This window comes from Streptomyces sp. NPDC014995 (assembly GCF_043080745.1).
Lineage (GTDB): Bacteria > Actinomycetota > Actinomycetes > Streptomycetales > Streptomycetaceae > Streptomyces.
Genome location: NZ_JBIBVX010000011.1, coordinates 277,272 through 302,308, shown reverse-complemented (window position 1 = coordinate 302,308; position 25,037 = coordinate 277,272). Strand labels below are relative to the sequence as shown.

Below are 25,037 nucleotides of genomic sequence, written 5' to 3'. Positions count from 1 at the left end.
AGGCGGGGGCTTCGTGTTGGGTGAGAATAGTAGGGTGCTCCAGCAACTCTTCAGCCCCTCCGTCCAGCACGGCCTCGACCTGATCGGCATCTTCGTCTTCGCCATCTCCGGCGCGCTGCTGGCCGTCCGCAAGAACTTCGACGTCTTCGGCATCGCCGTGCTCGCCGAGGTCACCGCGCTGGGCGGGGGAATCTTCCGGGACGTGATCATCGGGGCGGTGCCGCCCGCCGCCTTCACGGACCTGGGGTACTTCCTCACCCCGCTGCTCGCCGCCCTCCTCGTCTTCTTCCTGCACCCCCAGGTGGAGCGCATCCAGACCGGCGTGAACGTCTTCGACGCGGCCGGCCTCGGCCTGTTCTGCGTCGCGGGCACGACGAAGGCGTACGACCACGGCCTGGGTCTGACCGCGTCGGCGGCCCTGGGCCTGGCCACCGCGGTCGGCGGCGGCGTGCTGCGCGACGTCCTCGCCAACGAGGTGCCGTCGCTGCTGCGCTGGGACCGCGACCTCTACGCGGTCCCCGCGATCGTCGGCGCCACGATGGTGGCGCTCTGCATCCGCTACGACGTCCTCACGCCCGTGGCCAGCGGCGCGGCCGCGGTCACCGCCTTCGCCCTGCGGCTGCTCGCGATGCGGTATCACTGGCGAGCGCCGCGTGCGTGGAACCGCCGCTCGACGGTCCGCGAGGAGTAGCGCCCTTCAGGGTGGGCATGCGGCCCATCTGCACGGTCAGCCAGCGGAACGCCGGCACCACCTGCGGCCGCCACAGCGCCATGGTGTGGCCGCCCGCGCTCTTCGGGACGTAGACGACGTGCACGGTCGTCGGTGCCTTCGCCTCCTGCTCCAGCGCCACGCCGGCCTCGTAGCCGTCGCCCGGCTGGCCCGAGACGTACAGGGCGACGGCCGGTGGCTCGGCGGCCCTGCGCAGCAGCACCCAGGGGTTGTTCCGCTCCCGCAGGCTGCGGCTCTGCGCGGCCAGGGAGGTGCGCTCCGCGATCGGGTCGTTGTAGCCGGACAGGCTCACCGCGGCCCGGTAGCGGTCGGGGTGGGCGACGGCCAGCTTGGTCGCGCAGTGCGCCCCGGCCGAATACCCGGCGACCGCCCAGCCCGTGGGCGCGGGATCGGCCCGGAAGTTGTCCATGACCATCTTCGGTACGTCGACGCTCAGCCACGAGTCGGCGTTGACGGTGCCGGGGATGTTCGCGCAGCCGGTGTCCACGCCGGGCAGCAGTGTGGTGCGCGGCGCGACCAGGATGAACGGAGCGACCTTGCCCTCGCGCATCAGCGGCAGCAGCTGCTCGTGCGCGCGCAGCGTCCCGAACCAGGACTTCGCCGAGCCGGGGTAGCCCGGCAGCAGTTCGACGACGGGGAAGGTGCGGTGCCGGTGGGCGGGGTCGTCGTACTGCGGGGGCAGCCATACGTAGACCTCGGCGTTCACGCCGGAGACGCGGCCCTTGAGCTGGGTGACGCGCACCCCGCCGGCCGCGTGCATGCCCGGGCCCTCGGCCAGGGTGAACTTCTGCCGGACCTTGGGCAGGTGCTCCAGCGCGATACCTCCGGTGCCGTCGGCGCCCAGGTCGGCGGCCTGCTGCACATGGCTGCCGGTGCCGAGAAGGTCGTCCCAGTCGTCGTACAGGTTGTTGGAGTTGTTGACCAGGACGAAGACCAGGGCGACCGCCGTGCCCTGGGCGAACAGCAGCATCAGCATCCGGGCCGTGGCCCGCAGGACCCGCGGTCCGCGCAGGCGCGACCACAGCAGCAGCGGCAGGGCGACGGCGACGACGGACAGCACGATCAGGGTGGAGAGGAACGGAGTCCCGGTGAGGCTCATGTTCCTGGAGAGGGGAAACCGGGGCCGCGGGTTTACGGACGAGAACGGACACTTACCGGGAAATTGCCCGCCGTTCACCCATGCCGACCGCACCGGGCCCACAGCGGAAAGCTACCGCTTAGTAATTGCTTGTTGTACCGTTCAGGCATGCCTGAAGCAGCCACCGCCCCGGCCGTCGTCGGGAACAGCGAGTTCGACCGCGACACCGCCGTCACCCCCCGCGCGCCCGGCGTCTACGACACCGACCTCTCGGCCGGCTGGACCGTCTTCGGCGCCGTCAACGGCGGCTACCTCCTCGCCGTCCTGGGCCGCGCCCTGGCGGACACCCTGCCGCACCGCGACCCGTTCACCGTCTCCGCGCACTACCTCAGTGCCTCCCGCCCCGGCCCCGCGGTGGTCCGCACGGAGACGGTCCGCACCGGCCGCACCCTCTCCACCGGCCAGGCCTCCCTCGTCCAGTACGACGAGGAGGGGCGCGAGGTGGAACGCATCCGCGTCCTCGCCTCCTACGGCGACCTCGACGCCCTCCCCGACGACGTCCGCACCTCCGCCAAGCCCCCGGCCATCCCGCCGATGAGCCAGTGCTTCGGGCCCGAGGACGGACCCGCCCCCGCCCCGGACGCCGACCAGCAGCCCATCGCCGAGCGGCTGATGCTCAAGCTCGACCCCTCGACCATCGGCTGGGCGCTCGGACAGCCCTCCGGCAGGGGCGAGATGCGGGCCTGGTTCGGCCTGGCCGACGGCCGCGACGCCGACCCGCTCTCACTGCTCCTCGCGGTGGACGCCCTGCCGCCCACCGCGTTCGACCTGGGCATCGCCGGCTGGGTCCCGACGGTCGAACTCACCGTCCACGTCCGCCATCGCCCGGCCCCGGGCCCCGTGCGCGTGTCCATCACCACCCGCAACCTCGCCGGCGGCTTCCTGGAGGAGGACGCCGAGGTGTGGGACAGCGCGGACCGGCTGGTGGCGCAGTCGCGACAACTGGCGCGGGTCCGGCTGGGGTGACGCCCGTGGCCCGGGGGGCGTCGAGCGGCCGGGGGAACTCGGGGGTGTCCGTACGCGCCCTCGCTCCGCCTTGCTCCGTGCGTCCCGCACCACCGCGGGCGGCGGCCGCCTCCGTCACGGAGCCGTACCGGTGCGCCGACCGCGGCCCGCGGTGAACTGCCGGGCCGGGGCGGTGTCTTGAGGTGTGCTCTGCCTGATCGACAGGCGGGATACAGGGCGGACCCAAGGAAGGCCCAGACGCCGTTGGTTGAGTGCGCGCATCTCAGGGCTCCCTCATCCTCCTCGGAGTTGGTTCTCATGAAGCGTATGCTCAAGCCGGTGCGTCTCGCCCCCGCGGTGGCCCTGCCGGCGCTCTCGCCGCTCGCCCTGGTGGCCTGCGGCTCGGGCGACTCCTCGTCCGCGAACAGCGGCAGTTCCGGGCAGCAGGCGTGTCGGGCGCCGTCCGGGATGCCGAGCGGCGCGCCGTCTGGGGCGCCGTCTGGGGCGCCCTCGGGGGCGCCCTCAGGGGCTCCGTCGGGGGCGCCGACCGGAACGCCCACCGGCACGCCGACGGGCGTCCCGAGCGGCGCTCCCTCGGGCATGCCGAGCGGTGGCCCCGGTGGCGGGCGGGGCGGCCCCGGCGGGGGGCAGGGCGGCGGCTGTGGCGGGCCCGGCGACGGCCGGGGGCAGCAGCAGGGCTGACGGCGGATCCACGGGAACACCGGCATCCCGCGCGGAGGGCGGTTCACTCGGGCATGCGAGTGGGCCGCCTCTCGCATGCGCCCGGGCGCACCGGGCCGGCTCAGTCGAGCCAGTGGTGGCGGCCGATGCTGATGAGCCGCATCTGACGGGTCGCGAGCCGGCTGACGCGCTCGCGGTCCTCGGCGGAGACCTCGCCGCCCTCCGCCGCCTCCTGGGCCTCCAGGAACAGCGAGGCCGTGATGAGCATCTGGTCGACGTAGAGGTGCGAGAGCATCAGCAGGTCGTCGTCGCTCCAGCCCTGCGCCTCGGGGTCCTTGGCCAGCTCGGTCCCCACCTCCTCGGCGAAGCGGGCCAGTTGGTTCCGGATCGCCTCCCGGACCACCTGGACTCCGCCATGTCGCTCACGGGCGATAAAACGGACATGCGCGGGGTACGCGTCCACGTGACGGGCGATCAACTCGACAGCGCGCGTGATGCGTTCATCGCTGGAGTCGGCGGCGGCCACGGTGGTCCTGATCATCGGGTGCAGCCCGCCCAGCGCCTCCTCGACCAGGGCTACGCCGAGGTCCGCCGTGGAGCGGAAGTGCCGGTAGAAGGCGGTCGGGGCGACCCCGACGGCGCGGGTGACCTCGCGCAGGCCCAGGCTGCTCAGGCTCTGCTCCTCCAGCAGCGCCAACGCCGCGTCCAGGAGGGCCTGCCGGGTCTTCTGTTTCTGGGCCGCCCGGATGCCGAGGGTGTGACTCATGTCATCCAGTTAACAACTGTTCTCCGTAATTGCAAAGCCGTGGAGCACGCTAGACTCGGGAGTCAGTGAACAACTGTTACTACAACTGTTCACCGAAACTTTACGGAGGGATTCGATCCCATGCTGTTCCTCGTCGCCGCACTGCTGCTGCTCGGCGTCGTCATGGGCACCGTCGCCCACGCGCCGCTCGGTTTCAGTCTGGCCATCGCCGTCGTGATCGCCGTCTGGCTCGGCATCTTCGCGCTCCGCGAGCGCCACGGCCGCCGTCGCCACACCTCGACCCACTGACCGGAAGGAGCGGGAACGACCATGCAGCTCACCGCACCGGCCACGCGCCGCACGGGCATCCGGGACACCGACGGCATGGCCGTCGCGTCCTTCATCCTCGGCCTCGTCGGCCTCCTCGTCCTCAATGTCTTCCTCGGCCCGACCGCCATCGTCCTGGCCTCGCTGGCCCTCTGGCGCGGCACGCAGCGCCGGGGCCGCGCCTGGCTCGGCCTGACCCTGGGCGTCGCCGACCTGGTGGTGCTGGTGGCCTTCATGCAGGCGGACTCGACGATCTCGTGGAGCTTCTGACCGGGTGAGCGGCCTTCGAGGCCGGTTCCGGTTGCCGCGCTGCCGGCGGTGGCCGGCGGTGGGCGGTCGTTCCGCCGGGGCGACGGGGAGCGTGGGCGCGGGTGACGGCGCCGGGGGCGCGGGTGACGGCGCCGGGCGCCCCGCCGCCCGCGCCGGGTGCACCCCGGGCAAGGCCCACGGCCCGCGCCGCGGGCCCACGGCGACTCTCCCCGAGGCCCGCCGCCGGCGCGCCGTAGAATCGCCTCACCATGGCTTACCTCGACCACGCCGCGACCACCCCGATGCTCCCGGAGGCGGCAGAGGCGCTGACCGCCGCGCTGAGCATCACCGGCAATGCCTCCTCCCTCCACGCATCCGGCCGCCAGGCCCGCCGCACGGTCGAGGAAGCACGCGAGACCCTCGCGGAAGCGCTCGGCGCCCGCCCCAGCGAGGTCGTCTTCACCTCTGGCGGCACCGAGGCCGACAACCTCGCCGTCAAGGGCCTGTACTGGGCCCGCCGCGACGCCGACCCGACCCGCACCCGGGTCCTCGCCAGTCCCGTCGAGCACCACGCCGTCCTCGACGCCGTGCACTGGCTGGGCGAGCACGAGGGCGCGACCGTCGAGTACCTCCCCGTCGACGCCTACGGACGGGTCCACCCGGACGCGCTGCGCGAGGCGATCGCCCGCAACCCGGCCGACGTGGCCCTGGCCACGGTCATGTGGGCCAACAACGAGATCGGCACGGTCATGCCGGTCCGTGAACTCGCCGAGGCCGCCGCCGAGTTCGGCGTCCCCCTGCACGCCGACGCCGTCCAGGCCCTCGGCCAGGTCCCCGTCGACTTCGCCGCCTCCGGCCTCGCCGCGATGACGGTCTCCGGCCACAAGATCGGTGGTCCCTACGGCATCGGCGCCCTCCTCCTGGGCCGCGAGTACACGCCCGTACCCGTCCTGCACGGCGGCGGCCAGGAGCGGCACGTCCGCTCCGGCACCCTCGACGTCCCCGCGATCGCCTCCTTCGCCGTCGCCGGACGCCTCGCCGCCGAGCAGCGCGAGTGGTTCGCCCGCGAGATCGGCACCCTGCGCGACGCCCTGGTCGCCGCGGTGCGTACGGCCGTCCCGGACGCGATCCTGGGCGGCGACCCGGCACCGGAGGGCCGCCTCCCGGCCAACGCCCACTTCACCTTCCCGGGCTGCGAGGGCGACTCCCTGCTGCTGCTCCTGGACGCCCAGGGCATCGAGTGCTCCACGGGCTCCGCCTGCACCGCCGGCGTCGCCCAGCCCAGCCACGTCCTGCTCGCCACCGGCACCGACCCGGACCTGGCCCGCGGCACCCTGCGCTTCTCCCTCGGCCACACCTCCACCGAGGCCGACGTCGAGGCGGTCGCCAAGGCCATCGGCCCGGCGGTGGAACGGGCCCGCGCGGCGGGCCTGACGTAAGCCCGCGCGGCGGTCAGGCGCGAGCCCCCGCGGCGGGTGTGACGTAGGCCCGCGCGGTGGGTCTGGCGTGAGCCGGGCGGTGGCTGTGACGTAAGCCCGCGCGGCGCTCAGGCCTGAGCGCGCGCGGTGGGTCTGGCGTGAGCCGCGCGGCGGGTGTGACGTAAACCCGCGCGGCGGGCCTCGCACGAGGGTGGGCGCCCGGCGCCCGGGCCTCAGGCCGCGGCGGTGTGGGCCTCCCGCACCAGCCGCAGGTACCGGTCCCAGTCCCAGTGCTCGCCCGGGTCGGTGTGGTCCGTCCCCGGCACCTCGACGTGCCCGATGATGTGCTCGCGGTCGACGGGGATGCCGTACCGCCGGCATATCCGGGCCGTCAGCCGCGCGGACGCCGCGTACATGGCGTCGGTGAAGTCCTGCGGCCGGTCCACGAAGCCCTCGTGCTCGATGCCGATGCTCCGCTCGTTGTACGCGCGGTTGCCCGCGTGGTACGCCACGTCCAGCTCGCGGATCATCTGGGTGACGCGCCCGTCCTTGCCGACGATGTAGTGGGCGGCCGCCTGGTGGGCCGGGTCCTGGAAGACATGCACCGCGCTGGCGAGGTCGCCCTGTGTGACATGGACGACGACCATGTCGATCCCGTAGTCGTCCGGCCGGTCGGCCCAGCGGAAGTTGGCGTCGGAGGCCGCCACCCACCGCGCGCCCCGGTAGTCGACCGCGCCCTCCACGCGGGACTTCCGCACCCCCGGCAGCCGCCACCACAGATGTGCCAGCTCGTCACGCGCCAGCACCGCCGACCCCGTGGCGGCCACCGCCCCGCCGATCAGCAGCGCCCGCCGCCCGATGCGCCGGTCGGCGTCGCGCTTCCTCTGCCCCATGGCCCGTCCCTTCCTCAGCCCGCGAGATCCACAACGGATACTCGCGGGCCGCGGTTCCCGGCGCCCCGTACCCTGGAAGCGTTATGACTGAGACCTCGCAGCGCCCCCGCCCCCTTCGCGTACTCGCCGCCATGTCCGGCGGGGTCGACTCGGCCGTCGCCGCCGCCCGCGCCGCGGAAGCCGGCCATGACGTCACCGGCGTCCACCTCGCGCTCTCCGCGAACCCGCAGTCGTTCCGCACCGGCGCGCGGGGCTGTTGCACCATCGAGGACTCCCGCGACGCCCGCCGCGCCGCCGACGTCATCGGCATCCCCTTCTACGTCTGGGACCTCGCCGACCGCTTCCGCGAGGACGTCGTCGAGGACTTCGTCGCCGAGTACGAGGCCGGCCGCACCCCCAACCCCTGCCTGCGCTGCAACGAGAAGATCAAGTTCGCCGCCCTCCTCGACAAGGCGCTCGCGCTGGGCTTCGACGCGGTCTGCACCGGCCACTACGCCAAGGTGATCCTCCGGGAGGACGGCAGCCGCGAACTGCACCGCGCCTCCGACATGGCCAAGGACCAGTCGTACGTCCTCGGCGTCCTGGACGAGAAGCAACTCGCCCACGCCCTCTTCCCCCTCGGCGACACGGTCACCACGAAGGACGAGATCCGCGCCGAGGCCGAGCGCAGGGGGCTCGCGGTCGCCAAGAAGCCCGACTCCCACGACATCTGCTTCATCGCCGACGGCGACACCCAGGGCTTCCTCGCCAAGCGGCTCGGCAAGGCCGAGGGCGACATCGTCGACGAGGCCGGCAACAAGCTCGGCACGCACGAGGGCGCGTACGGCTTCACCATCGGCCAGCGCAAGGGCCTGCGCATCGGCACCCCGGCCGCGGACGGCAAGCCGCGCTACGTCCTCGACATCTCGCCGGTGAACAACACGGTCACGGTCGGCCCCGTGGCCGCCCTGGACGTGACCGGCCTGACCGCCGTCAAGCCCCGCTGGTGCGGAGCCGCCCCCGCCGGCCCCGGCACCTACACCGCCCAGCTGCGCGCCCACGGCGGCGAGACCGAGGTGACCGCCGAACTCGTCGACGGCACCCTGGAGGTCACCTTCACCCGGCCGGTCCGCGGCGTCGCCCCTGGACAGGCGATCGTGCTCTACGACGGCACGCGCGTGGTGGGCTCGGCGACGATCGCTTCGACGGCGCGGGCGACGGCGACGGTCTGATCGCCCGGAACCCGGAACCCGGAAGCCCGGACGACAGACCTCCGACGGACTGTCGACAGACCTCACCGGCCCGGGATCCCCTACAGCTCCTCCGGCCCGGCCGTGGAGCCGGGGGCAGCCCGGCACGTCGTGCGGTGGGCCGCCCCCCGGCGTCCGCGTGTCCGCGACGGCCGGCGACTCGGCAGGGCGGGATCGGACGGACCGGTTTCTAGGGCCGGCCGGCCGCTTCGCCGAAGAACTCGGCCAGCACCGGTGCGAGCACGTTCGGATCGACCATGTGGGTCTGCCCTTCGAGCGCCCGGTACGTGCCGTGCGGCGCCGCCTCCGCCACCGCCCGCGTGGCCTCCCGCAGCGGGCGCGGACTGGCCTCGCCCGCCACGGCCAGCACTGGTACGCCGACCGAGGCCAGCCGCTCCCGGGGGACCCGCCCGCCGCCCATGACGGCGTCGTCGTAGGCGAGGGTCGGCGCGATCGCCTCCATGCCGGCCCACATCGGCGACTGGCGGGCCCGCTGGATCATCTCCTCGGCCAGGCCCGTCAGCCGCAGGAACAGCTCGACGGCGTCCCCGCGCCGCCCCTGCGCCAGCGCCTCGGTGAGGTGCGCGGTGTACTCGGCGCGGCCCCGCGCCTCCTCCTCGTCCAGGGCGAACGGCGTCTCGTACACCGCCACCCGCCGCACCGGCAGCCCACTGGCCGCCGCCTCCAGCGCCAGCGCGCCGCCCGACGAGATGCCGTAGAGCGCCGCCTCCCCGCCGGCCGCGTCGATGAGCGAGGCCAGGTCCTCGACCTCGCGTTCCACCGCGTACGGCGCCGTGTCTCCGCTCTCGCCGCGGCCCCGCCTGTCGTACCAGAGGACGGTGAAGCGGTTCGCGAGGAGCCTGCCCAGGGGCGCCACGGTGCCGCCCGTGGACATCGCCCCGCTCACCAGAACGACCGCGGGGCCCTGTCCGGCGCGTGCGTACGCGAGTTCCGTTCCGTCGCGCGAAAAGGTCTTCTTGTCCATGTCAGAGCAGACTGCCCCACGGCACGCCGGTCATCCGCCTACGACACTTCCACTTCGTAGAAGCAGAGGTGGTCCTTGATCGCGGCCACGTCCGGCTCGGGATCGGGATAGGCCCACACCAGGTCCGGCGCGTCGGGCAGCGACCAGTAGGACGCCGTGCCCTTGAACGGGCAGTGCGTGTGGGTGGCGGAAGGGGTGAGGAGGTCCAGGCGTACGTGCTCGGCGGGGATGTAGTACCGCACCGGACAGCCGGTCTCGCGCAGGACGAGGGGCCGGTCGGTCTCGGCCAGCACCCGGTCGCCGTGGACGACCCTGATGTGCCGGGCGCTCTGCTCGATCGTGATCGTGTGTCCTCGGGCCATACCGGAACAGCGCTCGCGGGCCGCCGGTTCTTCCCGCGTACGGTGGCGCCATGCGTATCTGTGTCTTCCTCTCCGCCGCCGACCTCGACGACCGTTACACCCGCCCCGCCCGTGAGTTCGCCGAACTGCTCGGCAAGGGCGGGCACACCCTGGTGTGGGGCGGCTCCGACGTCGGGCTGATGAAGGTGGTGGCCGACGGGGTGCAGGAGGCCGGCGGCCGGCTGTGCGGGGTGTCCGTGGACTTCCTCGCGGCCAAGGTCCGCCAGGGTGCCGACGAGATGGTGATCGCGCGTGACCTCGCCGAACGCAAGAAGCTGCTCCTGGAGAAGGCCGACGCGGTGGTGATCATGGTCGGTGGGACGGGCACCCTCGACGAGGCCACCGAGATCCTCGAGCTGAAGAAGCACGGCCACACCGACAAGCCCGTCGTCCTGCTCAACACGGCCGGGTTCTACGACGGGCTGAAGGAGCAGTTCCGGCGGATGGAGGCCGAGGGGTTCCTGCCCCGGCCCCTGACCGACCTGGTGTTCTTCGCGGAGGAGCCGGTCGGGGCGCTGGCCTACCTGGAGGAGAGCCAGGGCATCGCGTGAGCGTCCGGTGATGCGAGCATGGCGGGCATGGCTACTCATGTGATCACCGGAGCGGGTTCCGGCATCGGTGCGGCCGTCGCCCGCCGCCTCCACGCGCGCGGGGACGACCTCGTGCTGCACGCGCGCGACGCGGGGCGTGCGAAGGAGCTGGCGGCGGAGTTCCCCGGGGCGAAGACGCTCGTCGGCGACCTGGCCGACCCCGACAAGCTGTCCTGGGCCTTCTCGCACCAGACGCTGCCCGACCGCGTGGACTCGTTGCTGCACATCGCCGGCGTGGTCGACCTCGGCCCGGTCGGCGACCTCACCCCCAAGTCCTGGCGCCACCAGCTCAACGTCAACCTCGTCGCGCCCGCCGAGCTGACCCGGCACTTCCTGCCGCAGCTGCGCGCCGCCCGGGGGCACGTGCTGTTCGTGAACTCGGGCGCCGGCCTGAACGCCCACGCCGACTGGTCGGCGTACGCGGCGTCCAAGCACGGCCTGAAGGCCCTGGCGGACTCCCTCCGCCACGAGGAGCACCGCAACGGCGTCCGCGTCACCTCCGTCTACCCCGGCCGCACGGCCAGCCCCATGCAGGCCAAGGTCCATCAGCAGGAGGGCAAGGAGTACGACGCGTCGCGGTGGATCGACCCCGAGTCGGTGGCGACGACGATCCTGATGGCGATCGATCTGCCGAGGGACGCGGAGATCAACGACGTGACGGTACGACCGGGGTGGTGACGAGGGGTTTCCCGCCCTCGCCGCCGTTCCTGCCTGTCCCGTCCCGTCCCGTCCCGGGGCTTCGCCGCCGGGCCCCGGCCTGCCTGCGCCCACCCATCACCCGACTCGGCCGGTCACCAGGGCCCGTCCGCCGCACTCGGACGGTCCGGCGCCTGAGGAAACGACTCGGTCGGTTGCCGACGTCCGCGCCACTCGGCCGGTTTCCGGCGCCCGAGGACGAGGCCAGGGCCCGAGCGGGGTCCGGGGGCGGCAGCGCCCGGGGACGGGCAGGGGCGGTGGGGGCGGGAAGAGGCCCGGGTCGCACCGCACCCCGGCCGCGAACCGACGGAACGAAGGAACCGGGCCCGCACCGGCACACCGCCCCCCGCGCCGTACGTAGGCTTCACCCGTGAACGACGACACGCGCTTCGGCCCCGCCACCGGCATCGGCTCCCTGCCCGGCGGCGACGCCAGAGAGGCCGCCAAGGCCGCCACCGGCTCCTTCGAGGACTTCCCGTTCCTCCCCGAACTCCCCGCCCGGGGCCCCGGTGCCGACATGATCGGCCGGACGGCGGGCATGCTCGTGGAGCTGTACGCGCGCGTGGAGCCCAGCGGCTGGCGCATCGGGGACCGGCCGGGCCGGGACACCCGGCGGGCCAGGTCGTGGCTGGGGGAGGACCTCGACGCGCTGGAGGAGTTCACGCAGGGGTACGAGGGCCCGCTGAAGGTCCAGGCGGTCGGCCCGTGGACCCTCGCCGCCAACCTGGAGCTGAAGAACGGCGAGGCCGCCCTCTCCGACCCCGGTGCCTGCCGCGACCTGGCCGCCTCCCTCAGGGAGGGCCTGCGCCTGCACCTCGAGGAGATCCACCGCCGCATCCCGGGCGCCGGGCTCGTGCTCCAGCTCGACGAACCCTCCCTCACCGCCGTCCTGCGCGGCCAGGTGAGGACCGCGAGCGGCTACCGCGCCCACCGCGCCGTCGACCGCCAGGTCGTCGAGGCGACGCTCCGGGACGTGGTCGGGGTGCACGACGGCGGCCCCGTCGTGGTCCACTCCTGCGCGCCGGACGTCCCGTTCGCCCTCCTGCGCAGGGCCGGCGTGGCAGGCGTCTCCTTCGACTTCTCGCTCCTCACCGAGCGTGACGACGACGCGATCGGCGAGGCGGTGGAAGGGGGTACCCGCCTCTTCGCCGGTGTGGTGCCGGGGACGGAGACCGCATTGTCGGACCCTGCCGGTAGCGTCATGGGTGTCAGGACGCTGTGGCGCAGGCTGGGGCTGCGACCGGGGCTTCTCGCGGAAGCGGTCACGATCACGCCGGCGTGCGGCCTCGCGGGGGTGTCCCCCGCGTACGCACGAGAGGCACTCGCGCACTGCGTCCGGGCGGCGAGATCCCTCGCGGACAACCCAGAGTAACGGGAGGACAACACGGTGGCCGGCGACAAGCAAGCGGAGACGACGGTGCCTACGGAGGCACGGGAGCAGCACGCGCAGCTCGCTGAGCAGATCGAGGAGCACCGCTTCCGGTACTACGTGAAGGACGCTCCCGTCATCAGCGACGCGGAGTTCGACCGTCTCCTGCGTTCCCTGGAGGCACTGGAGGAGCGGTACCCCGGGCTGCGCACGCCCGACTCGCCGACCCAGAAGGTCGCGGGCGCCTACGAGACGGACTTCACGGCGGTCCAGCACCGCGAGCGCATGCTGTCGCTGGACAACGCCTTCGACGACCTGGAGCTGGCCGCCTGGGCCGAGCGCGTCCACAAGGACGTCGGCGCCTCCGCGTACCACTTCCTGTGCGAGCTGAAGGTGGACGGCCTCGCCGTCAACCTCACCTACGAGAACGGCCGCCTCACGCGCGCGGCGACCCGCGGCGACGGCCGCACCGGCGAGGACATCACGCCCAACGTGCGCACCATCGCCGAGATCCCGGACCGGCTCTCCGGCGACGGCGTCCCCACGCTCGTGGAGATCCGCGGCGAGGTCTACTTCCCGATGGAGAAGTTCGAGGAGCTCAACGCCCGCCTGGTCGAGGCCGGCGACAAGCCCTTCGCCAACCCGCGCAACGCGGCGGCCGGTTCACTGCGGCAGAAGGACCCGCGCGTGACGGCCACCCGCCCCCTGCACATGGTGGTCCACGGCATCGGAGCCCTGGAGGGCTACGAGGGCCTCACCCGCCTCTCCGAGGCCTACGACATGCTCAAGGCCTGGGGGCTGCCCACCGCCACGCACAACAGGGTCGTCGACGACCTCGACGGCGTACGGGAGTTCATCGCGTACTACGGCGAGCACCGGCACTCGGTGGAGCACGAGATCGACGGGGTGGTGGTCAAGCTCGACGAGATCCGGCTCCAGGGCCGGCTCGGCTCCACGGCCCGTGCCCCCCGCTGGGCGATCGCGTACAAGTACGCGCCGGAGGAGGTCAACACCAAGCTCGTCGACATCCGCGTGGGCGTGGGTCGCACGGGCCGTGTGACGCCGTACGCCCAGGTCGAGCCGGTCACCGTGGCCGGCTCCGAGGTCGAGTTCGCGACACTGCACAACCAGGACGTCGTCAAGGCCAAGGGCGTCCTCATCGGCGACACGGTCGTGCTGCGCAAGGCCGGTGACGTCATCCCGGAGATCCTCGGGCCGGTCGTCGACCTGCGCGACGGCAGCGAGCGCGAGTTCGTGATGCCGTCCGAGTGCCCCGAGTGCGGTACTCCGCTGCGCCCGATGAAGGAGGGCGACGTCGACCTGCGCTGCCCCAACGCCCGTACCTGCCCCGCCCAGTTGCGCGAGCGCCTCTTCTACCTGGCCGGCCGCCGGGCGCTGGACATCGAGCACTTCGGGTACGTCGCCGCCGCGGCCCTCACCAAGCCGCTGGAGCCGGAGGACCCGTCGCTGGCCGACGAGGGTGATCTGTTCGACCTGACCATCGAGCGGTTGCTGCCCATCAAGGCGTACGTCCTCGACCAGGACAGCGGTCTGCCCAAGCGCGACCCGAAGACGGGCGAGGAGAAGATCGTCACGGTCTTCGCCAACCAGCAGGGCGAGCCGAAGAAGAACGCGGTCGCCATGCTGGAGAACATCGCCGCCGCCAAGGAGCGCCCGCTCGCCCGCGTCCTCACCGGTCTGTCGATCCGCCACGTCGGGCCGGTCGCGGCCGAGGCGCTGGCGCGGGAGTTCCGCTCCATCGACCGCATCGACCAGGCGAGCGAGGAGGAACTGGCCGGCACCGACGGGGTCGGTCCGACCATCGCGGCCTCCCTCAAGGAGTGGTTCGCCGAGGACTGGCACCGCGAGATCCTTCGCAAGTGGAAGGCCGCCGGCGTCCGTATGGAGGAGGAGGGCTCCGGCGAGGACGAGGGCCCCCGCCCCCTCGAAGGCCTGACGGTCGTCGTGACCGGCACGCTCGAACACTTCACCCGCGACGGTGCCAAGGACGCCCTGCAGAGCCGCGGAGCGAAGGTGACCGGTTCGGTTTCGAAGAAGACGTCATTCGTCGTTGTGGGTGACAGCCCGGGATCGAAGTACGACAAGGCGATGCAGCTCAAAGTGCCCGTTCTGAACGAGGACGGCTTCACCGTCCTCCTGGAACAGGGCCCCGAGGCGGCGGCGGAAGCCGCGCTTCCCGTGACGGAGTAGCGAGGAACGGCGGTTGAAGGCCACCCGATCGGCGCATATCAGATGCATAAGGGTGGCCGGGGCGCATTCGGGCAACCGTCGACGACCGGTGCCCGTGGAAGCCTTCTGCGGCCTAGTGTTGAGACGTGCGCCTGCCGTGCCCAGCTGCGGTCGGGGCATCCCCGTGCTCGTGATGGGCGGGGGAAGAGTTTTCCAACGCGGCGCCGCCCAAGGGTTGTCGGGCAGTGGGCCGTGTGGCGTGGGCACCGCCGGTTGTGAGAGGGACGGGAATGGAACCGACCGAGAGCGCCGCCCCGGACTCACGGCTGCGCCGGCGCCGGGGCACCGGCGTCCGGTGGGGGAGCCGGTGGGTGGCGTGGTCGGAGCGCGCCGAGGCGCGCGCCGGCACATCGCACACCTCCGTGGACCCGCGCGCCCCCGACCGGTCCCCCGCCGGAGCCGGCGCGTCCGCGCTGCCCGGCAGCGAGGCCGAACGGCCCCCGTCCTGGCCCGCGCTGCCCGCGGCGGTCGTCGCGGCGGCCGGGTTGCTCCTCGGCGCCGGCTTCTACCGCGCCTTCACCGGCCACCACGCGCTCTTCCCGGCCGGCACCGCCGGCTGGTCGCTGGCCGTGCTCACCGGCGTCATCGTCGGCCATCTGGTCATGCTCGGCCGGGCCCGCTGGTGGGGCGGCACCGGCTCCGGCGCCGCCCTCACCCTCGCCGTCCTGCTGCTGTACGGCTGGGTGCCCGCCGGCCTGGTCAGCCTCACCGTCGTCGTCCTGGTCGGCATAGCCCGCCGCCACCGCTGGCGGCAGGGCGTCCTGCACGGCGCGGTGGACATCCTCGGCATCGGCACCGGTGCGCTGCTGCTGGCGGCCTGCGGGCCGGTGCCGTCCGTCGAGAAACCCTGGACCCCCGACACCTGGACGCTCTACACGGCCCCCCAGGTGGTGCTGGTCGCCGTCGCCTACCTGGCGGTCACCCGGGTCCTGCTCTGGTACCTGCACGCGCCCCGCGCCGGCGGTCTGCCCACCGTCGCCCGCACCGCCCTGGTCAGACAGGGGCTGGTCGCGGTCGCCCTGCTCGGCATAGCCCCGCTGGTGTGCGTGGTGGCCGTGGCCAAGCCGATCCTGCTGCCCCTGTTCGCCATCCCGCTCATCGCCCTCGACTCCACGCTGTGGATGGCCCGCGCCCGGGCCGAGGAGCAGTTGCGTGACCCGCTGACCGGGCTGCCCAACCGTCAGTGGCTCGGAGAGCGCATCTGGACCGCCCTGGACGACGCCGAGCGCATCGGTGCCCGGGCCGCCCTCATGCTGATCGACCTGGACCGTTTCCGTTCGGTCAACGACACGCTCGGTCATCTCGCCGGTGACCGGCTCCTCCTCCAGATAGCCGACCGGCTCCGGCTCGCCCTCCCGCGCGGGGCCGAGGTCGCCCGGCTCGGCGGCGACGAGTTCGCCGTCTTACTGCCCGTCGCCGACTCCACGACCTCGGCGACCCGCGTCGCCCGCGGCCTCGTCTCCGCCCTCAGCTCGCCGCTCGACCTCGACGGGCTCACCCTCGTGCTGGAGGCCAGCGCCGGCGTCGCCGTCTTCCCCGACCACGCCCTCGACGCGGAGGGGCTGCTGCGCCGGGCGGACGTGGCGATGTACCAGGCCAAACGGGACCGTACGGGCGTCGAGGTCTACGAGTCCAAGCGCGACTCGAACACCCCCGACCGGCTCGGTCTGCTGGGCGACCTGCGGCGCGCGCTCGACGCCCACGAGGTCCAGCTGCACTACCAGCCCAAGGTCCGCTTCGACGGGCAGGTCGCCGGCCTCGAGGCGCTGGTGCGGTGGGTGCACCCCGAGCGGGGGAAGGTGCCGCCCGACGAGTTCATAGCGATCGCCGAGTCCTCCGGACTGATGCCGCACCTCACGGACTACGTGCTGGAGACGGCCCTCGGACAGGTCGCCGCATGGCGGGCCCAGGGGCTGTACGTGCCGGTCGCGGTGAACGTCTCCCCGCGCGACGTCCACACCCCCGGCTTCGCCGGCTCCGTCGCGGCACGCCTCGCCCGGCACGGAGTCCCCGCGGGAGCGCTCCAGCTCGAGATCACGGAACACGTCCTCCTGGAGGACCCGCAGCGCGCCGCCGACACCCTGAACGGGCTGACCGGGCACGGCGTGAAGATGTCCCTGGACGACTTCGGCACCGGCTACTCCTCGCTCGTCCATCTGCGCCGGCTGCCGGTGAGCGAGCTGAAGATCGACCGGTCCTTCGTGGCCCGGCTGGCGGTGGACACCGAGGACGCGGAGATCGTGCGCTGCACGGTCGACCTCGCGCACTCCCTCGGTCTGCTCGTCGTCGCGGAGGGCGTCGAGGACGACGAGACCTGGGAGCGGCTGCGCGACCTCGGCTGCGACGCCGTACAGGGCTGGCTGGTCGCGGCGGCGATGCCCCCGGAGGAGACGACGGCATGGCTGCGGGCGCGGGGGTCGCGGGGCTGGCAACGCCCCGCGGCGGCGCTGCCGGCGGCCGCCGCGGACGAGTGACCCTCCCACGGCGCCGACCGGTCCGGCCCGCCTGGGGACGCCCCCTCGCGTGATCGTCCTGCGGCACGGCGGCACGGCGGCACGGCTGAACGACGGCACGGCAGCACAGCGGCACGACGGCACGGCTGAACGAGAACGCGCGGCACAGGGCCGTCGCCCGCGGAATGCACCGCGCCACCGCCGTCGTTGTCCCGGTCGGCGGCCGGACGAGCGCACCGCACTCACCACCAGCCCAGGGGAAGAAGCCATGTCACTGTTCGTGCCGGAGTTCGACGACTCCGTGATCGTCCGCGACGCCGACGCGGAGGTCGTCGGCGGCGACCCCGTCGCCGTCAAACTGCTCGCCGACAGCAGCGCGTCCGGCGGCGCGCTCTCCACCGTGCGGGTCACCCTCGCGGAGGGCGCCGACGGCGCCCGCCCGCACCTGCACCACCACTCCGCCGAGATGTTCTTCCTGCTCGACGGGGAGGCCCGGCTCCTGTCCGGCGACGACGTCGTCGGCGCGGAGCGCGGCGACCTCGTCATCGTCCCGCCGGGCAGGCCGCACGCCTTCGCCGCCGCCCCCGGCAGCACCGCCGACCTCCTGATCGTCATCACGCCGGGCGTCGAGCGCTTCGAGTACTTCCGCCACCTCCAGCGCATCCGGCTGGGGGAGGCCGCCCCGGAGAGCCTCCTCGAGGTGCAGGAGCTCTACGACAACCACTTCCTCAGCAGCCCCGCCTGGGAGGCCCGCCGGTGACGTACCGGCCGCCCCGGGCAAACCGTTTCACGGGCACGCGGCCCCGCCCCCTAGGATTGGGCCCAAACCACTCACACTCACCCCAGAGGAACGCTGCATGCCTGGCATCACGCGCGAGGAGGTCGCCCACCTCGCCCGGCTGGCGCGTCTGGAGCTGAAGCCCGAAGAGCTCGACCACTTCGCGGGACAGCTGGACGACATCATCGGCGCGGTCGCCCGCGTCAGCGAGGTCGCCGACCAAGACGTACCGCCGACCTCGCACCCGCTCCCGCTGACGAACGTCATGCGGGCGGACGAGGTCCGTCCGTCGCTCACCCCCGAGCAGGCGCTCTCCGGCGCCCCGGCCCAGGAGCAGCAGCGTTTCAAGGTGCCGCAGATCCTGGGGGAGGACTAACCGCCATGACGGACAACGTCAACATCATCAAGCTCACCGCCGCCGAGATCGCCGCGAGGATCGCCTCCGGCGAGCTCACGGCCGTCGAGGTCACCGAGGCCCACCTGGCCCGTATCGAGGCCGTCGACGAGAAGGTGCACGCCTTCCTGCACGTCGACCGCGAGGGCGCCCTGGCGCAGGCCCGGGCCGTCGACGAGAAGCGGGAGCGCGGCGAGAAGCTCGGCCCGCTGGCCGGCGTCCCTCTCGCGCTCAAGGACATCTTCACCACCGAGGGCGTCCCGACGACCGTCGGTTCGAAGATCCTCGAGGGCTGGATCCCGCCGTACGACGCGACCGTCACCCGGAAGCTGAAGGCCGCCGACGTCGTCATCCTCGGCAAGACCAACATGGACGAGTTCGCCATGGGGTCGTCGACGGAGAACAGCGCCTTCGGGCCGACCGGCAACCCGTGGGACCTCACCCGCATCCCCGGCGGCTCCGGCGGCGGTTCCTCCGCCGCCCTCGCCTCCTTCGAGGCCCCGCTCGCCATCGGCACCGACACCGGCGGGTCCATCCGCCAGCCGGCCGCCGTCACCGGCACGGTCGGCGTGAAGCCGACGTACGGCGCGGTCTCCCGCTACGGCATGGTCGCCTTCTCCAGCTCCCTGGACCAGGGCGGGCCCTGCGCCCGTACGGTCCTGGACGCGGCCCTCCTGCACGAGGTCATCGCCGGGCACGACCCGCTCGACTCGACCTCCATCGACGCCCCGGTCCCGCCGGTCGTCGAGGCCGCCCGCAACGGCAGCGTCGCCGGCATGCGCGTCGGCGTCGTCAAGCAGTTCCGCGGCGAGGGCTACCAGGCCGGCGTCATCCAGCGCTTCGACGAGTCCGTCGAACTGCTGAGGGGACTGGGCGCCGAGATCGTCGAGCTGGACTGTCCCTCCTTCGACCTGGCCCTGTCGGCGTACTACCTGATCGCCCCGTCCGAGTGCTCGTCCAACCTCGCCCGCTTCGACGGCCTGCGCTACGGCCTGCGTACCGGCGACGACGGCAACCACTCCGCCGAGGAGGTCACCTCCCTCACCCGTGAGGCGGGCTTCGGCGCCGAGGTGAAGCGCCGCATCATGCTCGGCACGTACGCCCTGTCCAGCGGCTACTACGACGCGTACTACGGCTCCGCGCAGAAGGTCCGGACGCTCATCACGCGCGACTTCGAGAAGGCGTTCGAGCAGGTCGACGTGATCGTCTCCCCGACCACGCCCACCACCGCCTTCCCGATCGGCGAGCGCGCCGACGACCCGATGGCGATGTACCTGGCCGACCTGTGCACCATCCCGACCAACCTGGCGGGCAACGCGGCCATGTCGCTCCCCTGCGGTCTGGCCCCGGAGGACAACCTCCCGGTCGGCCTGCAGATCATCGCCCCGGCGCTGAAGGACGACAGGCTGTACAAGGTCGGCGCCGCCGTCGAGGCCGCCTTCGTGAAAAAGTGGGGCCACCCGCTGATCGAGGAGGCTCCGTCGCTGTGAGTGCACTGACCAAGGCCAAGGGTTTCAAGAAGTCCAAGTCCGGTCTCTACATCTCGATGGCCACGTCGGCGTTCGGCGCCGTCGGTGTCTACAAGCAGATCAAGAAGGCCCGCGGTGACAACGACACGCTGCGGCTGCTCGACGCCGTCGTGACCGGTGCCGCGGTCGTCACCAACCTGGCCATTCTCTACCGCGAGCTGAAGCGGCTGGGCGACGACGACGTCCTGCTGGGCTGAGAGGGAAGTTTTCACCGTGACCACCACGATCGACCTCGTGTCGTACGAGGACGCGCTGGCGTCGTACGACCCCGTCATGGGCCTCGAGGTCCATGTCGAACTCGGCACCAAGACCAAGATGTTCTGCGGGTGTGCGACCGAGCTGGGCGCCGAGCCCAACTCGCAGACCTGCCCCGTGTGCCTCGGCCTGCCCGGCGCGCTCCCGGTCGTCAACGCGACCGGCGTCGAGTCCGCGATCAGGATCGGCCTCGCGCTGAACTGCGAGATCGCCGAGTGGTGCCGCTTCGCCCGGAAGAACTACTTCTATCCGGACATGCCGAAGAACTTCCAGACCTCCCAGTACGACGAGCCGATCGCCTTCGACGGCTACCTCGACGTGCAGCTGGAGGACGGCGAGGTCTTCCGGGTGGAGATCGAGCGCGCCCACATGGAGGAGGACACCGGCAAGTCCACCCACGTCGGCGGCGCGACCGGCCGTATCCACGGCGCCTCGCACTCGCTGCTCGACTACAACCGCGCCGGTATCCCGCTCATCGAGATCGTCACCAAGCCGATCGTCGGGGCGGGCGAGCGGGCCCCCGAGGTGGCGCGGGCCTACGTGCGTGAGCTGCGCGAGGTCATCCGGGCGCTCGGTGTCTCCGAGGCCCGGATGGAGATGGGCCAGATGCGCTGCGACGTGAACCTGTCGCTGATGCCGAAGGGCTCCGACACGTTCGGCACGCGCTCCGAGACGAAGAACGTCAACTCGCTGCGGTCCGTGGAGCGCGCGGCCCGTTTCGAGATCCAGCGCCACGCGGCCGTGCTGAGCATGGGCGGGTCGATCGTCCAGGAGACCCGCCACTTCCACGAGGACACCGGGTCGACGACCTCGGGCCGGGTGAAGGAGGAGGCCGAGGACTACCGGTACTTCCCCGAGCCGGACCTCGTGCCGGTGGCCCCCTCGCGCGAGTGGGTCGAGGAGATCCGCGCGGCTCTGCCCGAGCTGCCGCTGGTCCGCCGCAACCGGCTGCGGGAGGAGTGGGGGATCTCCGCCACCGACATGCAGGCGATCCTCAACGCCGGTGCGCTGGACCCGATCGTCGCCACGATCGACGCCGGTGCCGACGCGGCCTCCGCCCGCAAGTGGTGGATGGGTGAACTGGCCCGCAGCGCCAACGAGTCGGGCAGGGCGCTCGACGAACTGGCGATCACGCCGGAGCAGGTCGCCCGCGTCACCGAGCTGGTGACGTCCGGCGACCTGAACGACAAGCTGGCCCGCCAGGTCATCGAGGGCGTCCTCGCGGGCGAGGGCACCCCGGACGAGGTCGTCGAGAAGCGCGGTCTGAAGGTCGTCTCCGACGAGGGCGCGCTCACCGCCGCCGTCGAGGAGGCCATCGCCGGCAACCCGGCCATCGCGGACAAGATCCGCGGCGGCAAGGTGGCCGCGGCCGGCGCCCTGGTCGGCGCGGTCATGAAGGCCACCCGCGGCCAGGCGGACGCGGCCCGCGTCAAGGAGCTGATCCTGGAGAAGCTGGGCGTCGGCTGACCCCCGCGAACTCCCGAGGGGGACGCGTCGGCACCGATGCGTCCCCCTCGCCGCGTCATCCCGCGCTCCGCCCGCTCAGGCCGAGGCGCTACGCTCGCCCGCCATGAGTGGACGTACCGACTCCGACATCCAGGACGACATACGGGCCGACATGATGGACGATCAGGAGACCGAGGGGCGGACGCCCCGGGACCCGGTGACGGACGCGAACCCGGAGACGGACGAGAACCCGCACCCGGAGACGGACGAGGATCCCGGGCCGGACGACGAGGACGGCACCGAGGAGGCCCGGCGGGCCCGCTGGGCGGCGACCGGCACCGGCGCCCTCCTCACCCTCGCCGGCCTCGCCGCGGCGCTGCTGCGCCTCACCGGCTCCGCGCCGGTCCTCGTCCCGGCGGCCTACGCCCTCGGCGCCGCCGTCTGCGCCTTCGCCGCGGTCCTCGGCTCGCGGGGCCGTACCCGGCGCGCGCTGTGGCTGCTGATCGCCGGAGTGATGATCATGGCGGTCGGTGATCAGTCGGACTGAGCCCGTGACGAGGCCCGACATCCGCCCTGTCATTGTCCTGTGATCTGCCTCGCACTCCTGTGAGCAGCCCCATGAACGCGGCAGACGATCACGTTTCGGCTGCGAGAGTGGCCTCGCATCGCTCATGAGTTCTTTGCGGGCTGTTCAGTTCACGCACGACTGTTCCCGGTCAAAGATCCACCCTTCGTCCCGGGAGCACGTTCGTGGCAGCCCTCGCACACCGGTGTGTTCGCCATCGCCTCGTCGTGGTCCTGCTCTGGCTCCTGACCCTCGCGGGGACGGCCACCTCCGCCGTCGTCACCGGCTCCTCGTACTCCAACGACTACGAGGTCCCCGGCACCGAGTCCGGCCGGGCCACCCGGCTGCTGGCGGAGGGCTTCCCGGACCTCGGCGGCGACAGCGACACCGTGGTGTGGCACACCGACTCGGGCACCGTCCGCGCCGCAGCCGTCGAACAGACCATGACCCGCACCCTGGAGCGGATCGCCGACCTGCCGGGGGTCGCGTCCGTGACCAGCCCCTACGACGAGCGGGGCGCCGCCCGGATCAGCGAGGACGGACGGACGGCGTACGCCACCGTCGTCTTCGAGGACCGGGCCGAGGACATCGACCGGGGCGAGGCGCGGGCCGTCGTCGACACCGCCGAGTCGGCCCGGACCGACGGGCTCCGGGTGGAGCTGGGCGGCAGCGCCATCGCCCTCACCGAGCCCTCCGGCGGGCACCTCGCCGAGGCCGTCGGCGTGGTCGTGGCCGCGGTCGTGCTGTTCCTCGCCTTCGGCTCGCTCGCCGCCTCCCTGCTGCCCATCGCCACCGCCCTGGTCGGCGTCGGCACCGCCTACGCCGGGATCGTGCTGCTCGGGCACGCCCTGACCGTCGCCGACTTCGCGCCCATGCTCGGCCTGCTCATCGGGCTCGGCGTCGGCATCGACTACGCGCTGTTCATCGTCACCCGGCACCGGCGCGGTCTGAAGCGGGGGCTGGCGGTCACCGAGGCCGCCGCGGGCGCCGTGGCGACCACGGGCCGCGCGGTCGTCTTCGCGGGTGCGACCGTGTGCATCGCCCTGCTGGGCATGCTGCTCCTGCACCTGAACTTCCTCAACGGCGTCGCGATCGCCGCGTCCCTGACCGTCGTGCTGACGGTCGCGGCCTCCGTGACCCTGCTGCCCGCCCTGCTGTCCTTCATCGGCCCGCGCGCCCTCAGCCGCCGCGAACGGCGCCGGCTGGCCGAGCACGGGCCCGAGCCGGAGCTGCCGACCGGCCTGGCCGCCCGCTGGTCGGCGTTCGTGGAGCGCCACCCCAAGCCGCTCGGTGCGCTCGCCCTCCTCGTCATCGCCGTCCTCGCCCTGCCCACGCTCTCCCTCCGCCTGGGCACCTCCGACCAGGGCAACGACCCGGCGTCCAGCACCACCCGCCAGGCCTACGACCTGGTGGCCGAGGGTTTCGGGGCCGGCGTCAACGGCCCGCTGACGCTGGTCACGCACGTCGACGGCGCCGCGGACCGGCTCGCCCTCGACAACCTCGACGCCACCCTGCGCACCACCGAGGGCGTGGCCTTTGTGACGCCGGTGACGTACGGCGCGGGCGGCGACACCGCGTACCTCACCGTCGTCCCCGAGTCCTCCCCGCAGTCGCGGCGGACCAGCGAACTCGTCGACCGGCTGCGCGACGAGGTGCTGCCGCGGGCCGAGCGCGGGACCTCCCTCGACGTGCGGGTCGGCGGGGTGACGGCCGGCTACGACGACTTCGCGGAGGTCATAGTCGGCAAGCTGCCGCTGTTCGTCGCCGCGGTCGTCGGCCTCGGCTGTCTGCTGCTCCTGCTCGCCTTCCGCTCCGTCGGCATCCCCCTCAAGGCCGCCGCGATGAACGTCGCCGCCGTCACCGCCGCCTTCGGCGTGGTCGTCGCGATCTTCCAGTGGGGCTGGGGGAGCGAGCTGCTGGGGCTGGGCCGCGCCGGCCCGATCGAGCCCTTCCTGCCCGTGATCATGGTGTCGGTGCTGTTCGGGCTCTCCATGGACTACCAGGTCTTCCTGGTCAGCCGGATGTACGAGGAGTGGCTGGAGACCGGCGACAACCGGCGCGCCGTCCGGGTCGGCCTCGCCGAGACCAGCCGGGTGATCAACTCCGCGGCGGTCATCATGATCTCGGTCTTCCTCGCCTTCGTCCTCAGCGGCGACCGGGTGATCGCCATGTTCGGCATCGCGCTGGCCGCCGCCGTAGCCCTCGACGCGTTCGTCCTGCGCACCCTCCTCGTGCCCGCCCTGATGCACCTGCTCGGCGGCGCCAACTGGTGGCTGCCGCGCCGGCTCGACAGGTGCCTGCCGCGCATCAGCATCGAACCGCCCGAGTCCCGTGCCGCCCATGAGAGGCTCACCGAGGTCGTGGCGGAACTCGAGAAGGAGCGGCAGCCGGATGTACGCGATATCGCTGGGTGACGACGGAGCCGAACTGCGCCCCCTGGAGCCGTGGCACGCCGAGGAGTTCCTCGCCCACCTCGACCGGGGCCGGGAGTTCATCGGGCGGTTCATCCCCTTCGGCTCGAAGGAGACGGACGTGGCCTCCGCGCGGGCCCTGCTCCAGCGGTACGCCGACATGCGCGCCGCCGACACCGGCTCCCTGCACGGGCTGTGGCTGGAGGGCAAGCTCGTGGGCGGTGTGCTCTTCCTCAACTTCCGTGCCGAGCAGGGAAACTGCGAGGTCGGCTGCTGGCTGGAACCCGCCGCCACCGGCCGCGGACTGGTCACGCGCGCGATGCGCGTGCTGATCGACTTCGCCGTCGAGCAGCGCGGGATCCACCGCGTGGAGTGGGTCGCGGCCGCCGGGAACCGGCCCAGCCTGAACGTCGCCCGGCGGCTCGGCATGACCCGGGATGGTGTCCACCGGGAGGCGCACCCCTATGGTGGGGTGCGGCACGACCTCGAAGTGTGGTCCGTGCTGGCCCCCGAGTGGCGCTCCGCACGCGCGCGTGCCGCTCACAACGATCATTAAGAGA

General features: G+C 72.7%; 24 protein-coding genes. 19 read left to right on the top strand and 5 right to left on the bottom strand.

The window, feature by feature from the left end; all coding sequences use genetic code 11:
- The first annotated feature begins 34 nt into the window (after positions 1 to 34).
- On the top strand, positions 35 to 691 hold the full coding sequence (locus tag ACF1A1_RS23320; protein ID WP_392002360.1) for a trimeric intracellular cation channel family protein: 657 nt from the start codon (positions 35 to 37) through the stop codon (positions 689 to 691).
- Here ACF1A1_RS23320 and ACF1A1_RS23315 read toward each other — a convergent pair.
- Entirely contained in the window at positions 600 to 1,829 is a 1,230-nt protein-coding gene (locus ACF1A1_RS23315; RefSeq protein WP_392002358.1) for an alpha/beta hydrolase, read from the bottom strand. The two genes, ACF1A1_RS23320 and ACF1A1_RS23315, sit on opposite strands and share 92 nt — an antisense overlap.
- A 147-nt stretch (positions 1,830 to 1,976) precedes the next feature.
- Between ACF1A1_RS23315 and ACF1A1_RS23310 the strand changes: the two genes are divergently transcribed.
- On the top strand, positions 1,977 to 2,834 hold the full coding sequence (locus ACF1A1_RS23310) for a thioesterase family protein (protein WP_392002357.1): 858 nt from the start codon (positions 1,977 to 1,979) through the stop codon (positions 2,832 to 2,834).
- A 781-nt stretch (positions 2,835 to 3,615) separates the two neighbouring features.
- On the opposite strand, the gene ACF1A1_RS23305 is transcribed toward ACF1A1_RS23310, so the two are convergent.
- Complete coding sequence (locus ACF1A1_RS23305) at positions 3,616 to 4,260, bottom strand: TetR family transcriptional regulator (protein WP_392002355.1); 645 nt, start codon at positions 4,258 to 4,260, stop codon at positions 3,616 to 3,618.
- A gap of 120 nt (positions 4,261 to 4,380) precedes the next feature.
- On the opposite strand from ACF1A1_RS23305, the gene ACF1A1_RS23300 reads away from it, so the two are divergent.
- From ACF1A1_RS23300 to ACF1A1_RS23290, 3 genes are all read left to right on the top strand, one after another.
- Positions 4,381 to 4,548 carry a hypothetical protein gene (locus ACF1A1_RS23300; protein ID WP_392002354.1) on the top strand — a complete coding sequence of 56 codons (168 nt, stop codon included), beginning with the start codon at positions 4,381 to 4,383 and terminating at the stop codon, positions 4,546 to 4,548.
- A 21-nt stretch (positions 4,549 to 4,569) separates the two neighbouring features.
- On the top strand, positions 4,570 to 4,836 hold the full coding sequence (locus tag ACF1A1_RS23295; protein WP_392002352.1) for a DUF4190 domain-containing protein: 267 nt from the start codon (positions 4,570 to 4,572) through the stop codon (positions 4,834 to 4,836).
- Between the two features lie 248 nt (positions 4,837 to 5,084).
- Complete coding sequence (locus ACF1A1_RS23290) at positions 5,085 to 6,254, top strand: cysteine desulfurase family protein (RefSeq protein ID WP_392002350.1); 1,170 nt, start codon at positions 5,085 to 5,087, stop codon at positions 6,252 to 6,254.
- A gap of 212 nt (positions 6,255 to 6,466) precedes the next feature.
- Here ACF1A1_RS23290 and ACF1A1_RS23285 read toward each other — a convergent pair whose 3' ends face one another.
- A complete protein-coding gene (locus ACF1A1_RS23285; RefSeq protein ID WP_392002349.1) occupies positions 6,467 to 7,126 on the bottom strand; it encodes an N-acetylmuramoyl-L-alanine amidase in 660 nt (219 codons plus the stop codon).
- A gap of 83 nt (positions 7,127 to 7,209) precedes the next feature.
- Between ACF1A1_RS23285 and mnmA the strand changes: the two genes are divergently transcribed.
- On the top strand, positions 7,210 to 8,337 hold the full coding sequence (gene mnmA, locus ACF1A1_RS23280; RefSeq protein ID WP_392002348.1) for a tRNA 2-thiouridine(34) synthase MnmA: 1,128 nt from the start codon (positions 7,210 to 7,212) through the stop codon (positions 8,335 to 8,337).
- Positions 8,338 to 8,545: 208 nt separating this feature from the next.
- On the opposite strand, the gene ACF1A1_RS23275 is transcribed toward mnmA, so the two are convergent.
- Positions 8,546 to 9,340, bottom strand: a complete 795-nt coding sequence (locus ACF1A1_RS23275) for an alpha/beta fold hydrolase (protein WP_392002347.1) — start codon at positions 9,338 to 9,340, stop codon at positions 8,546 to 8,548.
- 38 nt (positions 9,341 to 9,378) lie between these two features.
- Positions 9,379 to 9,702, bottom strand: coding sequence for a DUF427 domain-containing protein (locus ACF1A1_RS23270; protein ID WP_392002345.1), 324 nt, complete (start codon positions 9,700 to 9,702; stop codon positions 9,379 to 9,381).
- Positions 9,703 to 9,752: 50 nt separating this feature from the next.
- Between ACF1A1_RS23270 and ACF1A1_RS23265 the strand changes: the two genes are divergently transcribed.
- The 13 genes from ACF1A1_RS23265 to ACF1A1_RS23205 all read left to right on the top strand — a co-directional run bounded on the left by ACF1A1_RS23265 (position 9,753) and on the right by ACF1A1_RS23205 (position 25,033).
- Positions 9,753 to 10,292: a TIGR00730 family Rossman fold protein gene (locus ACF1A1_RS23265; protein ID WP_392002344.1), complete on the top strand. Its 540-nt coding sequence runs from the start codon at positions 9,753 to 9,755 to the stop codon at positions 10,290 to 10,292.
- Positions 10,293 to 10,319: 27 nt separating this feature from the next.
- Complete coding sequence (locus ACF1A1_RS23260) at positions 10,320 to 11,009, top strand: SDR family oxidoreductase (protein WP_392002342.1); 690 nt, start codon at positions 10,320 to 10,322, stop codon at positions 11,007 to 11,009.
- 388 nt (positions 11,010 to 11,397) lie between these two features.
- Positions 11,398 to 12,399, top strand: a complete 1,002-nt coding sequence (locus ACF1A1_RS23255) for a methionine synthase (protein ID WP_392002340.1) — start codon at positions 11,398 to 11,400, stop codon at positions 12,397 to 12,399.
- 15 nt (positions 12,400 to 12,414) lie between these two features.
- A complete protein-coding gene (gene ligA / locus ACF1A1_RS23250) occupies positions 12,415 to 14,607 on the top strand; it encodes an NAD-dependent DNA ligase LigA (RefSeq protein WP_392002338.1) in 2,193 nt (730 codons plus the stop codon).
- 269 nt (positions 14,608 to 14,876) lie between these two features.
- On the top strand, positions 14,877 to 17,120 hold the full coding sequence (locus ACF1A1_RS23245) for a putative bifunctional diguanylate cyclase/phosphodiesterase (RefSeq protein ID WP_392002336.1): 2,244 nt from the start codon (positions 14,877 to 14,879) through the stop codon (positions 17,118 to 17,120).
- A gap of 247 nt (positions 17,121 to 17,367) precedes the next feature.
- Complete coding sequence (locus ACF1A1_RS23240) at positions 17,368 to 17,859, top strand: cupin domain-containing protein (protein WP_392002334.1); 492 nt, start codon at positions 17,368 to 17,370, stop codon at positions 17,857 to 17,859.
- Between the two features lie 97 nt (positions 17,860 to 17,956).
- Positions 17,957 to 18,253, top strand: coding sequence for an Asp-tRNA(Asn)/Glu-tRNA(Gln) amidotransferase subunit GatC (gatC, locus tag ACF1A1_RS23235; RefSeq protein ID WP_018531282.1), 297 nt, complete (start codon positions 17,957 to 17,959; stop codon positions 18,251 to 18,253).
- A gap of 5 nt (positions 18,254 to 18,258) precedes the next feature.
- A complete protein-coding gene (gene gatA, locus ACF1A1_RS23230; protein WP_392002333.1) occupies positions 18,259 to 19,761 on the top strand; it encodes an Asp-tRNA(Asn)/Glu-tRNA(Gln) amidotransferase subunit GatA in 1,503 nt (500 codons plus the stop codon).
- Complete coding sequence (locus tag ACF1A1_RS23225; RefSeq protein ID WP_392002332.1) at positions 19,758 to 19,997, top strand: hypothetical protein; 240 nt, start codon at positions 19,758 to 19,760, stop codon at positions 19,995 to 19,997. Before gatA ends, ACF1A1_RS23225 begins: the two co-directional genes overlap by 4 nt.
- A 16-nt stretch (positions 19,998 to 20,013) precedes the next feature.
- On the top strand, positions 20,014 to 21,522 hold the full coding sequence (gene gatB / locus ACF1A1_RS23220; RefSeq protein ID WP_392002330.1) for an Asp-tRNA(Asn)/Glu-tRNA(Gln) amidotransferase subunit GatB: 1,509 nt from the start codon (positions 20,014 to 20,016) through the stop codon (positions 21,520 to 21,522).
- 103 nt (positions 21,523 to 21,625) lie between these two features.
- A complete protein-coding gene (locus ACF1A1_RS23215) occupies positions 21,626 to 22,048 on the top strand; it encodes a hypothetical protein (RefSeq protein ID WP_392002328.1) in 423 nt (140 codons plus the stop codon).
- Between the two features lie 203 nt (positions 22,049 to 22,251).
- Positions 22,252 to 24,480: an MMPL family transporter gene (locus ACF1A1_RS23210; RefSeq protein WP_392002326.1), complete on the top strand. Its 2,229-nt coding sequence runs from the start codon at positions 22,252 to 22,254 to the stop codon at positions 24,478 to 24,480.
- Positions 24,458 to 25,033, top strand: a complete 576-nt coding sequence (locus ACF1A1_RS23205) for a GNAT family N-acetyltransferase (RefSeq protein ID WP_392002324.1) — start codon at positions 24,458 to 24,460, stop codon at positions 25,031 to 25,033. Before ACF1A1_RS23210 ends, ACF1A1_RS23205 begins: the two co-directional genes overlap by 23 nt.
- Positions 25,034 to 25,037: the final 4 nt, after the last annotated feature.

Excerpts from the sequence above, each read along its gene's own strand:
- ACF1A1_RS23315 (WP_392002358.1), bottom strand. The coding sequence starts at position 1,829 with ATGAGCCTCACCGGGACTCCGTTCCTCTCCACCCTGATCGTGCTGTCC.
- ACF1A1_RS23310 (WP_392002357.1), top strand. The coding sequence starts at position 1,977 with ATGCCTGAAGCAGCCACCGCCCCGGCCGTCGTCGGGAACAGCGAGTTC.
- ACF1A1_RS23305 (WP_392002355.1), bottom strand. The coding sequence starts at position 4,260 with ATGAGTCACACCCTCGGCATCCGGGCGGCCCAGAAACAGAAGACCCGG.
- ACF1A1_RS23300 (WP_392002354.1), top strand. The coding sequence starts at position 4,381 with ATGCTGTTCCTCGTCGCCGCACTGCTGCTGCTCGGCGTCGTCATGGGC.
- ACF1A1_RS23295 (WP_392002352.1), top strand. The coding sequence starts at position 4,570 with ATGCAGCTCACCGCACCGGCCACGCGCCGCACGGGCATCCGGGACACC.
- ACF1A1_RS23290 (WP_392002350.1), top strand. The coding sequence starts at position 5,085 with ATGGCTTACCTCGACCACGCCGCGACCACCCCGATGCTCCCGGAGGCG.
- ACF1A1_RS23285 (WP_392002349.1), bottom strand. The coding sequence starts at position 7,126 with ATGGGGCAGAGGAAGCGCGACGCCGACCGGCGCATCGGGCGGCGGGCG.
- mnmA (WP_392002348.1), top strand. The coding sequence starts at position 7,210 with ATGACTGAGACCTCGCAGCGCCCCCGCCCCCTTCGCGTACTCGCCGCC.
- ACF1A1_RS23275 (WP_392002347.1), bottom strand. The coding sequence starts at position 9,340 with ATGGACAAGAAGACCTTTTCGCGCGACGGAACGGAACTCGCGTACGCA.
- ACF1A1_RS23270 (WP_392002345.1), bottom strand. The coding sequence starts at position 9,702 with ATGGCCCGAGGACACACGATCACGATCGAGCAGAGCGCCCGGCACATC.
- ACF1A1_RS23265 (WP_392002344.1), top strand. The coding sequence starts at position 9,753 with ATGCGTATCTGTGTCTTCCTCTCCGCCGCCGACCTCGACGACCGTTAC.
- ACF1A1_RS23260 (WP_392002342.1), top strand. The coding sequence starts at position 10,320 with ATGGCTACTCATGTGATCACCGGAGCGGGTTCCGGCATCGGTGCGGCC.
- ACF1A1_RS23245 (WP_392002336.1), top strand. The coding sequence starts at position 14,877 with ATGGAACCGACCGAGAGCGCCGCCCCGGACTCACGGCTGCGCCGGCGC.
- ACF1A1_RS23240 (WP_392002334.1), top strand. The coding sequence starts at position 17,368 with ATGTCACTGTTCGTGCCGGAGTTCGACGACTCCGTGATCGTCCGCGAC.
- gatC (WP_018531282.1), top strand. The coding sequence starts at position 17,957 with ATGCCTGGCATCACGCGCGAGGAGGTCGCCCACCTCGCCCGGCTGGCG.
- gatA (WP_392002333.1), top strand. The coding sequence starts at position 18,259 with ATGACGGACAACGTCAACATCATCAAGCTCACCGCCGCCGAGATCGCC.
- ACF1A1_RS23215 (WP_392002328.1), top strand. The coding sequence starts at position 21,626 with ATGAGTGGACGTACCGACTCCGACATCCAGGACGACATACGGGCCGAC.
- ACF1A1_RS23205 (WP_392002324.1), top strand. The coding sequence starts at position 24,458 with ATGTACGCGATATCGCTGGGTGACGACGGAGCCGAACTGCGCCCCCTG.